The 14,970-nt window shown below is 50.7% G+C and carries 13 protein-coding genes and 1 riboswitch; of the genes, 7 read left to right on the top strand and 6 right to left on the bottom strand.

Annotated elements, in window-relative coordinates:
* Nucleotides 1-4 precede the first annotated feature (4 nt).
* From JNJ77_05590 to JNJ77_05580, 3 genes are all read right to left on the bottom strand, one after another.
* Nucleotides 5-1,012 carry a ThiF family adenylyltransferase gene (locus JNJ77_05590; GenBank protein MBL8822042.1) on the bottom strand — a complete coding sequence of 336 codons (1,008 nt, stop codon included), beginning with the start codon at nucleotides 1,010-1,012 and terminating at the stop codon, nucleotides 5-7.
* Nucleotides 1,013-1,036: 24 nt separating this feature from the next.
* Nucleotides 1,037-1,312, bottom strand: a complete 276-nt coding sequence (locus JNJ77_05585) for a MoaD family protein (GenBank protein MBL8822041.1) — start codon at nucleotides 1,310-1,312, stop codon at nucleotides 1,037-1,039.
* Between the two features lie 115 nt (nucleotides 1,313-1,427).
* Nucleotides 1,428-2,714: a threonine synthase gene (locus JNJ77_05580; GenBank protein ID MBL8822040.1), complete on the bottom strand. Its 1,287-nt coding sequence runs from the start codon at nucleotides 2,712-2,714 to the stop codon at nucleotides 1,428-1,430.
* An 84-nt stretch (nucleotides 2,715-2,798) separates the two neighbouring features.
* Nucleotides 2,799-2,917, bottom strand: a riboswitch (SAM riboswitch).
* Nucleotides 2,918-3,166: 249 nt separating this feature from the next.
* Between JNJ77_05580 and JNJ77_05575 the strand changes: the two genes are divergently transcribed.
* From JNJ77_05575 to JNJ77_05545, 7 genes are all read left to right on the top strand, one after another.
* Nucleotides 3,167-4,465 (top strand): matrixin family metalloprotease, encoded by a 1,299-nt coding sequence (locus JNJ77_05575; protein MBL8822039.1) that lies wholly within the window; start codon nucleotides 3,167-3,169, stop codon nucleotides 4,463-4,465.
* Nucleotides 4,466-4,658: 193 nt separating this feature from the next.
* Nucleotides 4,659-5,651 (top strand): selenide, water dikinase SelD, encoded by a 993-nt coding sequence (gene selD / locus JNJ77_05570; protein MBL8822038.1) that lies wholly within the window; start codon nucleotides 4,659-4,661, stop codon nucleotides 5,649-5,651.
* A 70-nt stretch (nucleotides 5,652-5,721) separates the two neighbouring features.
* Nucleotides 5,722-6,780, top strand: a complete 1,059-nt coding sequence (locus JNJ77_05565; GenBank protein MBL8822037.1) for a hypothetical protein — start codon at nucleotides 5,722-5,724, stop codon at nucleotides 6,778-6,780.
* Nucleotides 6,781-6,913: 133 nt separating this feature from the next.
* Nucleotides 6,914-7,864 carry a glycosyltransferase family 2 protein gene (locus JNJ77_05560; protein MBL8822036.1) on the top strand — a complete coding sequence of 317 codons (951 nt, stop codon included), beginning with the start codon at nucleotides 6,914-6,916 and terminating at the stop codon, nucleotides 7,862-7,864.
* 42 nt (nucleotides 7,865-7,906) lie between these two features.
* Entirely contained in the window at nucleotides 7,907-9,355 is a 1,449-nt protein-coding gene (locus tag JNJ77_05555) for a hypothetical protein (GenBank protein ID MBL8822035.1), read from the top strand.
* Nucleotides 9,356-9,454: 99 nt separating this feature from the next.
* Nucleotides 9,455-9,628: a hypothetical protein gene (locus JNJ77_05550; protein ID MBL8822034.1), complete on the top strand. Its 174-nt coding sequence runs from the start codon at nucleotides 9,455-9,457 to the stop codon at nucleotides 9,626-9,628.
* Nucleotides 9,629-9,719: 91 nt separating this feature from the next.
* The gene (locus JNJ77_05545; protein ID MBL8822033.1) at nucleotides 9,720-11,741 is read left to right on the top strand and encodes a tetratricopeptide repeat protein; all 2,022 of its coding nucleotides are present in this window, start codon (nucleotides 9,720-9,722) and stop codon (nucleotides 11,739-11,741) included.
* 12 nt (nucleotides 11,742-11,753) lie between these two features.
* On the opposite strand, the gene JNJ77_05540 is transcribed toward JNJ77_05545, so the two are convergent.
* From JNJ77_05540 to JNJ77_05530, 3 genes are all read right to left on the bottom strand, one after another.
* Nucleotides 11,754-12,470, bottom strand: coding sequence for a hemolysin III family protein (locus tag JNJ77_05540; GenBank protein MBL8822032.1), 717 nt, complete (start codon nucleotides 12,468-12,470; stop codon nucleotides 11,754-11,756).
* A 6-nt stretch (nucleotides 12,471-12,476) separates the two neighbouring features.
* Complete coding sequence (locus JNJ77_05535; protein MBL8822031.1) at nucleotides 12,477-14,381, bottom strand: hypothetical protein; 1,905 nt, start codon at nucleotides 14,379-14,381, stop codon at nucleotides 12,477-12,479.
* An 82-nt stretch (nucleotides 14,382-14,463) separates the two neighbouring features.
* Nucleotides 14,464-14,964 (bottom strand): DinB family protein, encoded by a 501-nt coding sequence (locus JNJ77_05530; GenBank protein MBL8822030.1) that lies wholly within the window; start codon nucleotides 14,962-14,964, stop codon nucleotides 14,464-14,466.
* Nucleotides 14,965-14,970 lie beyond the last annotated feature (6 nt).

Genomic DNA, 14,970 nt, shown 5'->3' with positions numbered 1-14,970 from the left:
CGGATTAATGTCCTATGTACTTGGCATATAAGGTTTTAGCACGATCAATATCGTTTGTACCCTTGATGATTGCCCGGCCATCCGGGAACACCGTGAATTCATGGCCATCTGCGGTAAACCGCAGCATGAATTTATTGTGAGTTACTTCACCCTGAGCAACGCCATGAAGAACTTCAACCAGGGTGGCAAAATTCAACTGACTTGCCGTGCGATGAGCCACTTGGACAGCATTACGGCCACATAGGGAAGTAGTGTGAGCCCCCATTTTGCCTTCAAGCCATTCAAAGTTCTTCTGTTTGCAACAGGGGCAATCCACCTTGTCCTTCAGCTTGCTAATCTTGAACCTACGGAACTCATTATCCCAGACATCGATGTATACCAGTTCCCGGTTAATCGCTTCAATGTGTCCAGTAAGTATCTTGATCGCTTCGGTTGCCTGAAGACTGGCAATGACATTGATAGTGGGTGAGAGTACGCCCGCGGTTTCGCAGGTTGCAGCCATGCCTGGTGGCGGACTGGTTTCCACAACACAACGCAGACAAGGCGTTTGCCCTGGGATGATAGTCATGGTTTGGCCGACGCTTCCAATCGCTCCACCGTATACCCACGGCTTGTTCAGCTTGATAGCAGCATCGTTGACCAGGTAGCGAACTTCAAAGTTATCGGTTCCATCAAGCACCAGATCAACGTCGTTCACAAAGTCGATGATGTTCGTGTGATCAATATCGGTGACGATGGGTTGTATGGTGATTTCTGAGTTGATGCGCCGCAACTTGCGGGCAGCAGCTTCCGCCTTGGGCAGGTTGGCGGTCACATCATCTTCATCGAATAATACCTGCCGCTGCAGGTTATGCGTTTCGATAAAATCGCGATCGATGATTCGAACAAAGCCGATGCCGGCTCGCACCAGCACATTGGCTAGAACAGTGCCAAGAGCACCGCATCCACACAGTGTTACTCTGCTAGCGAGTAGTTTTTTCTGCCCAGCTTCGCCGACACCATGAAACCGCATCTGTCTGCTGTACCGTTCCATGGATTACCCCCCTGCCACGGCGGGAATGATCGCTAGGCTATCACCATCCTTGACGGCTGTTTCCATTCCATCCAGAAAACGGATATCTTCATCGTTGATGAAGAAATTGACGAAACGGCGAGGCTGGCCTGCATTGTCAAAGAGCCGATCTTTCAGTGCAGGGAACCGGCTGACAACATCCTGCAGAACGGCATGAACCGTGGTGCCATTGGCCTGCAGTGAATCCTGGCCTTCTGTCTGCGCTCGCAAGGGTGTTGGTATCTGAACTTCGATGGGCATGGGGTTCTCTTTTTGTGTTTCGTATTAGGTAAGCGATGAAAAAGTAACTATGCAGTAAATTGGCACGGTTAGCGTGAGTACAAGCAAACCGTGGCACCCACACCAATAGACACGGCTAAACAGTTGCCGTGCTTGGTTTTCTAACAGTTTCCCTGGGTCCAGTTACCACCTGATCAAACTCATTCAAGGTCGGTCCGATGAGTGGTACTGATTCCAGCATCTGTTCCAGAACATCCTGTGTTTTCAGACCGTTGCCAGTAATGCAGATGACAATCGGTTCATCGACCGGCAATCGTTTCTGTTCGATGAGTTTGCGGGCAACTGCGACTGTCACACCGCCAGCAGTCTCTGCAAAAATGCCTTCGGTCTGGCTGAGCAGTTGCATGCCTTCAATGATCTCTTCATCGGTGGCATCTTCAGCCCATCCTCCGCTGTTGGTGATCAGCTTGGCGGCAAAGTATCCATCTGCCGGGTCGCCAATGGCCAGGCTCTTGGCGATGGTATTGGGGGTCTTCACCGGTTTGTGTGAATCCTTCCCTTGCTTGACCGCAGTAGTAATGGGCGCGCAACCACTTGCCTGGGCACCATAAAACTTCGTTGGTGTATTATTCACCCAACCTAGACTGGTCAGTTCCTTGAAAGCTTTGCTGATCTTGCCAATGAGACTTCCACCAGCCATCGGGCAGACAACATGCTTTGGCAACTTCCAATCAAGTTGTTCAGCTATTTCATAGCCCATACTCTTGGAGCCTTCAGCATAAAAAGGACGAAGATTGATATTCACCAGCCCCCAGCCGTATTTGAAGGCTATCTGGGTGCAGAGCCGATTGACCTGATCATAAGTGCCTTTCACCTTGACCAGGTTCGATCCATAAACACTGGTACCCAGTAGTTTGGCTTTCTCCAGATCGTGCGGCACCAGAATGAATGTCTCCAGCCCGGCCGAGGCGGCATTGGCCGCAACGCTGTTGGCCAGGTTGCCTGTACTGGCACAGCCTACCGTGGTGAAACCTAGTTCTTTTGCTTTCGAAAGCGCCACTGCTACTACGCGATCTTTGAAGGATAGCGTGGGAAAGTTGACAGCATCATTTTTGACATACAACTGTTTAACACCTAATGCTGCACCCAGACGTCGGGCATGAACCAGCGGTGTGCCACCTACATGCAGACCGACGGTAGGCTCGCCATCGAGTGGCAAAAGTTCACGATAGCGCCACATGTTCCAGGGCCGCTTCTGCAAATCTTCCTTGCGCAACTGTTTGGCAATGACTTCATAGTCATATGAAACTTCGAGCGGTCCGAAATCTTCGGTACAGAAATTGTTGGCCTGCAGCGGATAGAGTTTGCCACACGAACGGCAAGCCAGCCCGAGTATGCGATTACCAGTCGATGCAGTCGTCACGAAATACTCTCCAGTTGGCACGCAATCAACAAGCTTTGGATTGTAGGTACAGCTACGGTGAGATAGGAAATGCAGAAACTGCTTCGCTCATCTCACCTGGTGCTTTGCCAGGTCAGGAGTTAGCACCTGACATGGATCACTGTTGTGATCCATCGGTTGCTGTGGCGTCGCAGGGCCTGTCCCTCAGCCACTCTTGATGAGATACCGTGCCATATGTCAAAGAACACCGATTGAGACCGGTTCATTCAGCATAAGCAAGACTATTCATGATGGCAAGTAGTTCTCCAGAAGTTGGAATACACGCAATGATTCACGGCATGTCGAGAAATTTCATCCATGAACCAACTACACATATAAAGATTCCATAATTTATCTGCTTTTTGATTGACAGTGATGATGGGCAAATTAACTTAGTGCCATCTTCTTTGATTCACACCATGGGTTTATCTGTTATGAAGCGTCTGTTGCTCACGTCTGCTAGTGCATTGTTATTAACTTCAGTATCAGTAGCTCAACCGCCTAATGTCGGTCGCTGGACCAACGACTTGGCATCACCTCAGCCACAAGGATATTCACAGGGTTCTCCTGCGGTTATCACCTGGGGGTTCATGCAGCTCAATACCCCGATCAACGATGGCAACAATGCGCCTAACAATCTTCAGACTTTCCTCAACGGGATTTATGGAGGTGGGCAGGCACAGTGGCAACCACTGTTTCAATCGGTTTTTGATCGCTGGAGTGCTGTGAGCGGTGTGAGTTACGTTTTCGAAGCTAATGATGATGGTCAGGCAATGACCAATACATCTGGCAGCCCCGCCGGATCACTGGGAATTCGACCCGATATTCGCATAGGTGGCAAACTCATCGATGGCAACAGTAATGTTCTGGCTTACAATTATGGCCCCAATCATGGCGATATGGTGATCGATACCGGTGATAATTTTTATTCAAATAATCTGGCAAACAATTCGCGTGCGTTAAGGAATGTTGTTGCCCATGAACATGGCCACGGTCTGGGTATGCCCCATCTTGAAAGTAACAACGCTTCATTCCTGATGGAGCCCTTTATCAATCTTGGTTTCGATGGCCCACAACATCACGATATTCTCGCAGCGCATCGCAGTTACGGCGATTTCAACGAGAAGAGTTTCGCTGGCCAGGGTAATGACGTCTTTGGTCGCGCTACTGCGATGGGAAACATTGCTGTCGGCAATTCAGCTTCGGTAGGTAACTCAGCCCGTACACTGGTCGTTGCACCTACCGCCGTTGATTTCGTCAGTATTGATGGCAGCAGCGATACCGACTTCTATTCCTTCTCAGTAACTTCCGCTTCGCGTGTGGATGTTTTGCTGGAAGCACTGGGCTTTAATTACAATGCAACTCCGCAAAATGGAGGTGGTAATGTAGCGTGGAGTACTTTGGATCGAAGTAACCTGGCTTTGGCATTATTCGATACAGATGGTATCACACTACTCGCTTCCGCGAATCTTACTGGTTTGGGTGGCAATGAATCACTGTTCTTTATTCTCAATGCAGCGGGTACTTATTTCGTTCGTGTCACGGGAACTGACAATCCAGACGCTTCAGCACTCGATACACAGTTCTACGGATTGACCGTTTCCATCTCCGCGATTCCTGAGCCGATGGCTGTCGCCCTTGTGGGTATCGCCGGTCTGGGCGGTGCGGGTTCCTGGTGGTATCGACGAAGGCAGCGGCAGTTACTGATGAACCAAAGTGTGGATAGAATCTGATGTCCTGGCAGTCTTAATTGCCTTACACCCGCAGCGCTCTCCCTGCGGGTGTTTTACTGCGCATTGGCAAGCGCACTGAAGAATTCTATCTTGATTTTATCTTGCTTACCGTGAAAGGAATGAGCTGATGAGCCTGTCTGAACTGACCAGACGACTGACAGACTACGCCTCCTGCGCCGGTTGAGCCGGCAAGATGGCTCCCGGGGAGCTCTCGCAGGTACTGCGGAATCTACCTAAACCCACCGATCCAAGAGTGCTGGTGGGAACCGAAACGGCTGATGATGCCGGTGTCTACCAGATCAGCGAAACTCTCGCTCTGGTGCAGACACTCGACTTTTTCCCGCCGGTCGTCGATGATCCGTACCTGTATGGACAGATTGCAGCTGCGAACGCCTTGTCAGATGTTTATGCCATGGGCGGCACTCCCATCACCGCGCTTAATCTTGCCGGCTTCCCTGATAATGAGTTACCCTTATCACTGCTGGGCACCATCTTGCAGGGTGGAGCAAGTAAATGCATCGAAGCAGGTTGCAGCGTTATTGGTGGACACACCGTACGCGACAAGGAGATCAAGTTCGGTCTGTCCGTCACCGGAATCGTACATCCCAAACAGATCTGGACCAATGCCGCAGCTAAACCAGGTGATGCTCTGGTACTTCTCAAACCTCTGGGCACCGGTTTTGTCACGACGGCTGCTAAGAAACAGAAATGCCCGCAGGATACGCTTGATGCAGCCCTGCAAAGTATGTCAACTCTAAATAAAGCCAGCGCAGATTTATGCCGACACTTTTCCGGCGTACATGCTGTCACCGATATCACCGGCTTCGGCCTAGCCGGGCACAGCCTGGAAATGGCACTCGGCAGTCACGTGACTCTGGAAATCAATCTGACCAATCTGCCTCTGCTACCCGGAGTACTCGACCTGGTTCGTGGCAAGTTCTTCACCCGTGCCCGAATCAGTAATCGCAACTATGTTCAGGATGAACTGGAAGGGGCAGAAAATGCTGATCCTGATCTCATGGAAATTTTCCTGGATGCCCAGACATCAGGCGGATTCCTGGTCAGCATCGCCCATGAACAGTTATCTGCATTTCTGGAAAAAGCCCGGCAGTACGGTACGCTGGCCCAGGCCCACATCGGCAGCGTTACAGTCCGTCAGCACAAGGCACTGATTCTCAAGAACTGATGGCTTTCGCTGGCAATTCATCTGGAATAAGACTAAACTACTGTAGAATCTGAATGTAACAGGAATTGCCATGTCGTACGACATCAATCAATCACAAGGCCCTTATCACGACGGGCGCAACCAGATGGCTGGTCAGCCTGCTTTGAATCAGCCTGTTGCTCCGGGAGACGTTCCCATTGCTCCTGAAGAGAGCATCTGGCGTAAGTACTCTTCCCATTACGAATTTCCGATTTCCATTCTGCTGGCTGTACTGCTGCATGTCTTCGCTGTGCTGCTGGTCATTGCTTACATGGCTATTGCTTTTTACTTTGGCGAACCCAAACCACCTGACATGGAAACCATTGTGTTTGCCGGTGGTGGTGGTGAAGGCGATGGCTCGGTAGAAGAATTCAAACCTGAGGTCAACGAAGAGATCAAGATTGATTTACAGGACATCAAGGACGTCATTCCACCTGATGTTATTCCCGATAAGATTATTCCTGACAAGAATCTGTTCGAAATCGAAGCCAACAAGAAACGACCTGGTGATAAAGGAAAAGGTGGCCCCGGTTCGGGAGGAGGCAAGGGTGCAGGTATTGGCACTGGTGAAGGTGATGGAGCAGGTCCAGGAAAGGCATCGGGTGCGCGACTGAGTCGAACGAAGCGATGGCGTATTAATTTCAAATACGAGGATCCCGAAGGCTTCATCGAAAAGCTGGGGAATCTGAAAGTTGTCGTTGGTGCGAGGCTCAACAATGGCCGGTATTACATCTTTGAAGAACTTTCCCCTACTGGCGGGAACAAGTTCAAGGAAATGACGATTGAGCAATTCCAACCCTATGCCACCAAGCTACAGCGATTGTGGGTTTTGAACAGCGTTCGCGATGTATGTGAGAACTTTGGCATTGGCGCTAATATGAGCGAACGGCCCACTACTATCTTCATCTTCATTCCACAGGATATGGAGAACGCTATCCTGGCCAGGGAAGAAGCATATCATGGTCTTAAGGAAGCTGAGATCAAGAAACGCAAGATCATGACTCAGTTCGACGTGCAGCGAACGGGTTCAGGCTGGGAAGTACGTGTGATTCGTACATGGACTGACCCCAACCTGAAATATGATGATGATCCACCACCGAAGAAGTCATAAGGCCAGACAGATAAAGTACGATTCTCTGACCAAGGCAAGGGTATGTCTCCCTTGCCTTGATTGGCTTATGTACAATCTTCAAAGGACAAAGCCGGATTCAAATCCCATTGATTTGTAGAACTGGAGTGTCGTCTTGGCCCGCTCGCTCACCCTCGTCATTCCGGTTTTGAATGAAGAGGGTAGTTTGCCAACACTCTTCTCCGAGATTCAAACGGCTCTGGTTCAGTATGACTCGCCGTGGAATGTTGTCCTTGTCGATGATGGCAGCTCCGATCAAACCTGGAACGTCATTCAGGACCTGGCAGCACAGCATGCACAGGTAAAAGGAATCCGGCTTCGCCGCACCTTTGGCAAGGCTGCTGCACTGGCGGCTGGATTTGCTAATGTCTCATCGGATTTCATCGTTACACTCGATGGCGACCTGCAGGATAACCCTGCTGAGATTCCAGCGCTCATCGACGAACTCGAATCACGTAAACTTGATCTCGTTTCAGGCTGGAAAAAACAACGGTTTGATCCGTGGCACAAGGTCTGGCCCAGCCGCATTTTCAATGCCATGGTCAGCCTGATCACCGGTGTGAAACTGCACGATCACAATTGTGGGTTGAAAATCCTCCGTCGCCAGGTTGCAGAGGAGATTCAACTATACGGCGAGCGGCACCGGTTTATCCCTGTGCTGGCTGCTGCCCGCGGGTTCAAAGTAGGCGAGAAAGTAGTGCAGCATCGCCCGCGCCAGCATGGACGTTCCAAGTATGGCGTTGGCCGCATGTTCAAGGGATTTCTCGATCTGTTCACCATCCGGTTTCTTACCTCCTATGAACATCGTCCGCAGCATCTGATGGGCATCCTCGGGATGATCTTCAGTGTGCTTGGCATCATCGGCATTGTGTATCTCACCATCATCTGGTTCCAGCCCGGTCAAACTCCTCTTCACCAGAGGCCACTGCTCACGTACAGTGTGGCGAGCCTGCTGCTGGGCGTGCAGCTTTTCTCCATTGGCCTGCTGGCAGAACTTATCACCGCTCAACGACAACGGAATGAAGACAGCTTCAGCATTGCTGAACGGACTGAACATAAGCTATAAGCACTCGGATTGAAGTTCGTGGGCTTGCGGAGACAATCTTTCATGCAAGATTCCAACGCATCGCTGCGACATTCTGTATACGGTCTGCTGATTGCCATTGCCTTCGGCATCATCACCGGGCACATCATTGGTGTTGAGACAGGTTCCAAAACCACAGCTCAGCCGACACATAGCGATAATGACCGTTCCCGCTGGGCCACGGTTCGGGCTCTGGTGGAAGAGCACACCTATGCCATCGGAGTGCGAGTTTATCTTGATGAGGAAGAGAAAGACTGCGTCGATATCGGACAATTGAAGGAAAACGGCTGGGGCACGATCGACAAGGTACTGAAGCCTGACATTGCCTGGATAAATCCCAACCCACAACCTGGAGAGCCTCTGAAAGCCAGGTTTTATTACTCGAGCAAGCCACCATTGCTCCCTACCATACTGGCAGGCGAATACTGGGTAATGAACAAACTATTTGGCTGGAACATGACCAACGATGGGCGATTTCCCGTTGTCCGCATTATTCTTTTCAGCATCAACGGTCTACCATGGCTAATTGCACTCATTCTGATGGCAAAACTGATTGATCAACTCGGTACCAGAGACTTTGGAAGGCTGGCTGCGGTGGCCGCCGCCTGCTTCTGCACATTTGTCAATGCCTTTGCCAACACGTTGAACAATCACACCATTGCAGCATGGTCTGTCATCTTTGCACTTTATCCTGTACTCAATGCAGTACTGCAGCAACGGCCTGTATCGTTCTGGGGTGCCCTGCTCTCCGGATTATTTACCGGCTGGACAGTTGCCAACGAATTGCCTGCACTTGCTTTTGCGGGCCTTTTATTTTTGTGGCTGGTTTTCCGTCAGCCTCGTGCTCTGATCCCGTTTATGATTGGTGCCGCCTTGCCTCTAGCCGGCTTTCTGCTCACCAACTATCTTGCCATCGGCACCATGGTACCCGCTTACGATAAATTCGGCACCGAGTGGTACAATTACCCAGGCAGTTTCTGGAATCCTGAAAACATCAAAGGAATTGACAAGCCGAAAGATTCGACTCTGATCTATCTGTTCCATCTCACCTTCGGCCATCATGGTTTATTCTCACTGACACCCATCCTGCTCATCAGCCTGATCAGTTTCGTGTTGCCTGGAATCAGCCAGGCGGAAACACGTCTGGGGCAGATTCGCAAATCTGTTGGCTGGCTGACACTGCTTCTCTCGCTGGTAGTGCTCGGCTTCTACCTCACCAAAACGGAAAGCTACAATTACGGCGGCTGGACTGCCGGCCCACGCTGGTTCATCTGGCTGACACCTCTGTGGATACTGGGGGCATTGCCCATGCTGGATGTTTTGTCGACTGCACGTTGGGGCCGTATCACCACTATGATAGCCTTGGGCTGGTCAGCAATGAGCGTAGCATTCCCCATGTACACCCCCTGGCGACACCCTTGGCTCTACCGCATTCTCGAACACTGGGGTGCGATTGATTACGAGTCGCATTAATGATCAAAAGGAAAATAGCAAAACACCCCTTGCAACTTTGAATCCGACCGTTATGCTCGTGCCATTCATTGCCGCACGTGTCTCATTCAGGAGTGAATGATGCAAGACGACAAGCGCCGTCTGCGGGAAGAGAAACGTATTATCAAACGGGCCGGCCAGAAGCACGCCCGACGCACTGCCAAACGATATATTCGTGAAGACCCGGAAAATGCTCATGATGCGGGCATGGATTATGGCCGATGGAGCACGGGAAAGAAAAAAGAAAGTGATTGATCCGGTGTTTGACTAAGGATCATGATTTCTTATGCATTTCCAAAACAGGTTGATACGATGTTATCAACCTGTTAACTGCGAGATGCATCTGATGCGTTGGATTAATTGGCTTGTTCGATTATTCAAAAAGCCGACACCAATAGTACGAGAAAAACTAGTAGCCACTTCCACTACTCAAACTATTGCACCCGCAGGGGCCATTGACCTGCCTCGGCAAAAGCTTGATCAGGCAAGAGCGATGGGAGACAACTCTCCCTTGATGGTCTTTGAACATAACGGCTCCATGATGGTGATGGATCGCGATGCTTACGATTTCTCGTTTGGCCCGGTAGTTGGTTCACAGCCTCGACAGCAGGATATTGACGAACTATTCCCCCAGGTTACTCGCGTCTGCGTTCTGGATGGTTCGCTATACCAGGGCAAGCCCATGTCGAGCCTGGTAATAGCTGATGTTTCTGACCCATCTGCTATTGCAGAACTTCAACAATCGCTCCGCATTGAGAAAGAAGCTGATTCGAACAAGCATTGTCATTGCCTGGGTGGACCGACGCTGGAGTTGTACCACGACAAACATCTGATTGCAGTGATCGGCTTGCAGCATGGTAAAGCCATACGCTGGAAACGCTGGCACCCCGACGCCGATCTGGTGGATGGCGATCAACTGACTCGCTGGCTGCAAAACCAGGGCATTGCCTCCGATAAATTGAAAACACTCTATGAACGGGGCAATAATCATCTGTTGGGCGATCCGCCTGATATGGAATTCTGGAAAGCACTGAATCAATTAGGTGAGCGTACCAGAGTATTGTTTCAACTGGGTCAACAAGCCTCCATGCTTCCCAAAGTAAGTGAGTTGATTGCACAGTATCCTCATCGCCCTGAACCTTACTCCCTTCGGGCAGATATTTACGATACGCTGCAACAATTCGAGCAGATGTCAGCAGACTGCCAGGCTGCAATAGATCGTGGGTTGCGCACTGCAGCCATCTTTTTCATGCGGGCACGCTGCAGCAATCCGCATCACGACTCGGACGGTGTCATCGCAGATACGTCTCATGCCTTGTTGTATCAACCTGATTATGTAGATGCCTTGAATATGCGTGCCTTGGCCTATTCATTGTCGAATCAACCTGATGAAGCATTGAAAGACTGGGAATCCACTATTCAGAAAGCACCTGACTGGTTTACTCCTTACCAGCTTCGCGCACAATTGCTTCATCAACAGGGCAAGCTCGACCTTGCGATGAAGGACATCAACCGTGCCCTCCACCTTGTGGAAATGCAATCTATCCCAGAGGCAACAGCGAATATCTATCTGCTGCGTGGCGACATTAGATGGGACCTTTTCCAGGAAGAACAGGCCCTGGAAGATTTCAAGCAGGCTCAGAGCATATTTCCCGCCATTGCGGGTAAGCTTGGAGAACTCTTGTTGCGACGCGGCGATAGGCCCCGTGCACTCGAAGCATTCTCCAGCATGATTCCGTTAGCACCGCAGGATGCACGAGGCTACGCAGCCTGTGCGACCGTGCATATTATGCTCGAGCAATACGAACAAGCGATTGAGAAACTGACCAAAGCCATCCACCTTCAGCCTGATGTTTTTGCCTACTCTCTTCGAGCACAGGCTTATCAATATCTGAAGCGTGATGAAGAAGCCCTAGCGGATTACAACCAGCATCTTGCTATACATCCCAACGATGTCAATGCTCTGGTGAACCGTTCTTCGCTCACCATAAAGCGAGGAGAATATCTGAGATCATTGAAAGATCGTGAAGACGCTCATCTACAGGCTCCTCAGCCAATGACAGCAAACTTACTGGCATGGGCACTTGCCACCACGCCGATTCCTGAACTGCGAGATGGCACACGCGCTGTTGGCCTGGCTGAACAAGCCTGCATCGCTACCGAATGGAAGCTGGACTATATGATAGACACGCTGGCCGCAGCGTACGCTGAAGCCGGTCAGTTTGAAGAAGCCAAACGATATCAACAACAGGTTCTGGACATGATGACTAAGGAACCAACTGAATCAAGGCGTGATCGTCAGGCCAGGCTCAAGCTGTATCAAAATGGACAGCCTTACCGGTTGGATCAAGTCAACCCGCCTTCCTGAGAAGCCTTCAACTCAGTGGCTAAGTTCCTCCATTACTTCTGGTCTGGGCTTACGTTCAATCATCTGCAGATTACCCGGTGCAATGAGGTAAATGAAATAGCAAAACCACCCGGCGCCAGCCAGTACTGCAATATGGAACAGTTCATGGGCACTCAACACGCCGGGGATCAGCACCGGTCCCTGCAGGAAATCGAGAACCGCACCAACTGTGTAGGAAATCCCACCCCAGAACAGCGGGCGAAACAGCCAGCCGCCGTAGTAGAACCAAATGAAATAACCTGACAACATGCCCAGCCAGCCAAGTCCGAGGTAGAGCGATAAACCCAGAAATTCAGACAGATCGTTGAAGTAAATGCTCTTGAGAGTGATGCCCGCGATGGCTGCCCCCCAAACAACTGCGAGTGGTCCCCAGCGTTTCCAGCCGCGAAACAAGATGTAATGTGCCGGGGTAAAGGTACCAGCAATCAGCAAAAAGATCGCTGCATGATCGAGTCGCTGCAGCACCATGCGTGCTGTCGAGGTGCGATCCAGCATGTGATACACACCACTCAAGGTGAACAGCAGGATGTTTGTAAAGCCGTAAATACCGAGCGTCACCATTCGGCCACGATCACCCCGGCCCCGCCAGACCAGAATTACCGTCATTACGACAAAAAATGGAACACCCACAAAAAGGTGGGTAAACGAACTGACTGGATCACTGAATCCTGGAATCGAGGTGGGCTGCATGGTTGGTTATCGTATCCCACCTGAAGTGACCTGGGATCGCCGCAAACTGGCGGAACCCGTCGTCTGGTTGTTTTGCGCTCGAGCAACATACGAGGGAAGTTCAACATGTTCAAAGAATCGGGTGCTGGCCACGCCATATTGTTTCAAATGGTTCTCAATGGTTTCATCCTGTTTCAGATGAATGATGGGCGGAGGATGATTGCCACCGCCAGTTACCCAGTGGGTACGTCCGTCGCTGACCAGTTTCAATTCATAGGTCCAGCCGGGTACCGTGTAGGTTTTAGCGGGTCTGCCGAAAGGAGGTTCGCCAAAGGTACGGTAGGAAACTTCGTGAGCCTTCCCGGGTGCCATGCTGGCCATGAGTGTTACCTTGCCTGAACCAACAGGGTGTCCTTTTTCTTTGAGTCGTTTGCTGAGTGTCGATTGCACCTGATCCAGCAATGCCGGATCGCCAATGCCGCTGACATCAACCTGCACGGGTGTGCCGGGTTTCAGCACAAAGAATGTTGGATCATTTTTCGCCTGCTCCACGGCCTGAACTGCTGCCTGGTGCGGCAATTTGATCGGCAATAGAGCATGTCCTTGTCGCTGTTGAGCCTGCACAATCAACAAAGCTACATCGCCCAAGGGGACTACTTTCTCCACCCCATCGTAAGCCCATACATTCAGATTCATATCCGGCGAGAGGTAACACAATGGTGTACCGCAAAGCAGAGCGTTGTTCGATGACCAGAAGCAGGGTGCCTCCTGCGATGCAGCAACGGTACTCATGGAAGTAGCTAACTGCCCCTCTGCCACATCATAAATATCTGCTTTGTCATGTTTCAGGCATGCCAGTTTTTTACCATCCGGGCTGAAGGCAAATCGCTGGTAGATGCCATGAGGAATCTGCTTAACCGCAACCGTTTCACCGCTGGCAGCATCGAGAATGACCAGATCGTTGTTATTTCTGCCTGCGATATATTTGCGGTCAGCAGAGAACCCTGGACATCCACCCTGCAGCTGTAGCGATTGCATGGGCTTGAGTGGATCAAGTTTCCACCAGGTCAGTATGCCGCCACTGAGCCAGGTGATGAGTGTCCCATCGGGAAGAAACTCAGCCCCTGCAACGTCTCTGCCATGTGCTTTGTCATCCTGAACTGCATCCCAGCGCTGCACGCGAGCAAGCTTGCCGTCGCTAATTTTCCAGAGTTCCACCATGTTGCTTTTATCGTGACCGAACACTTCTTCGCGTACGATGATGGTACTGCCATCAGGTGAAACAGCCAGCGGCACCATCTTGCCGGTGAAGGGATATTGCTTGACAATCTGTCCTTTCGCCAAGTCGCAGACAAAGCAGATACCCTGAGGCTGATCTCGATTGCCGGGTTTGTCAACAACTTTGAAAACGATAGCCTGTTTCAGTGAAGGAATCGCCACAATGCCCATGACCTTGTCGAAGAAATCCCGACTGGGAAGAGCCAGGGGTTTGGGCTGCCAATCGAGCTTGAGTTCACTGGTTGCTATCGCCGGTGCTTTCCATTCTGATCCAAAAACACTCAGTGTCTTGTTATCAGACCAGTCGACGTTCACCGTATTGGCAGTACCACTGGTCGAAGCAGTTTTGCCTCGAGTTGTGCTGGAATTCTTGAATGGATTCTCATCCGCCTTTTTGAACGGATTATCTTCCATCTTTGTCGTCTGCAGTCGGCGAGCTTCTTTCTGATCTGCTCCGCTGAGTTTCACTAATTCAATATTGATTCGTGAACCATCAGCCTTTTCCAGCACCACCATATTATTTTCGATAGCGACAAACTTGGCTTCAATCTTGAATTTCCCTGTTGCATCGGTCCAGGTACGAAGATCATCAGCAACAACATTAGTAGACAGAAGAATGGCAATACAAAGCGATGCGATAAGGACACGAAACATCTTTCCATACTCCGCATGTATGATGTCAACTATTCTATCAGACCCGTTACCAGTCATGTCAAGTAGGATAAATGAAGATAGCTTACTTGTTTTCAATCGGTTGCAACTTGCAGAAGAAAATATAATCGGTATCGACAAAAGCTCCGCCCAGGTCAGCGACCAGCATGGCAATCTGGCCGCGATGGTACCAGGCGTGGCCATTGGTTTGTGTCAGAATACCTTCGATGTTCCAACGATATCGTTTGCCATCCGGAATCTGCCACTCGATTTCGCGGTTCAATGCAGCATCATCCAGCGTGTTCAGGAACTCTACCCAGGCTTCTTCGGTTTTGGATACTTTTTCCGGCAAGTCGCTTACCTTGGTATCCTTGGGAAAAATGGCAGGCTGTTCCGTCCATACTCCCAATCGAAACAGCCAGCGTTGCCTGGCTGCCACCAGGTGAGCCATCTTGTCGACCGCACGTTGGAACGAGGGCAGCGACTGCTTTTCAGCAGGCACCGATTGCAGCATGCCCAGCACCTTGGCATTGCAATCCCTCTCATGGGCATACCATTGTCGAAAACGATCTGCGAGTGTTTTCATGGAGAA

The organism is Planctomycetia bacterium, from assembly GCA_016795155.1.
Taxonomy (GTDB): domain Bacteria; phylum Planctomycetota; class Planctomycetia; order Gemmatales; family HRBIN36; genus JAEUIE01.
This window is presented reverse-complemented; position numbering and strand designations above follow the sequence as displayed.

Bases quoted from the DNA above. Each gene is read 5' to 3' on its own strand.
- JNJ77_05590 (MBL8822042.1), bottom strand. From the start codon at position 1,012: ATGCGGTTTCATGGTGTCGGCGAAGCTGGGCAGAAAAAACTACTCGCT.
- JNJ77_05585 (MBL8822041.1), bottom strand. From the start codon at position 1,312: ATGCCCATCGAAGTTCAGATACCAACACCCTTGCGAGCGCAGACAGAA.
- JNJ77_05575 (MBL8822039.1), top strand. From the start codon at position 3,167: ATGAAGCGTCTGTTGCTCACGTCTGCTAGTGCATTGTTATTAACTTCA.
- selD (MBL8822038.1), top strand. From the start codon at position 4,659: ATGGCTCCCGGGGAGCTCTCGCAGGTACTGCGGAATCTACCTAAACCC.
- JNJ77_05565 (MBL8822037.1), top strand. From the start codon at position 5,722: ATGTCGTACGACATCAATCAATCACAAGGCCCTTATCACGACGGGCGC.
- JNJ77_05555 (MBL8822035.1), top strand. From the start codon at position 7,907: ATGCAAGATTCCAACGCATCGCTGCGACATTCTGTATACGGTCTGCTG.
- JNJ77_05550 (MBL8822034.1), top strand. From the start codon at position 9,455: ATGCAAGACGACAAGCGCCGTCTGCGGGAAGAGAAACGTATTATCAAA.
- JNJ77_05545 (MBL8822033.1), top strand. From the start codon at position 9,720: ATGCGTTGGATTAATTGGCTTGTTCGATTATTCAAAAAGCCGACACCA.
- JNJ77_05540 (MBL8822032.1), bottom strand. From the start codon at position 12,470: ATGCAGCCCACCTCGATTCCAGGATTCAGTGATCCAGTCAGTTCGTTT.
- JNJ77_05535 (MBL8822031.1), bottom strand. From the start codon at position 14,381: ATGTTTCGTGTCCTTATCGCATCGCTTTGTATTGCCATTCTTCTGTCT.
- JNJ77_05530 (MBL8822030.1), bottom strand. From the start codon at position 14,964: ATGAAAACACTCGCAGATCGTTTTCGACAATGGTATGCCCATGAGAGG.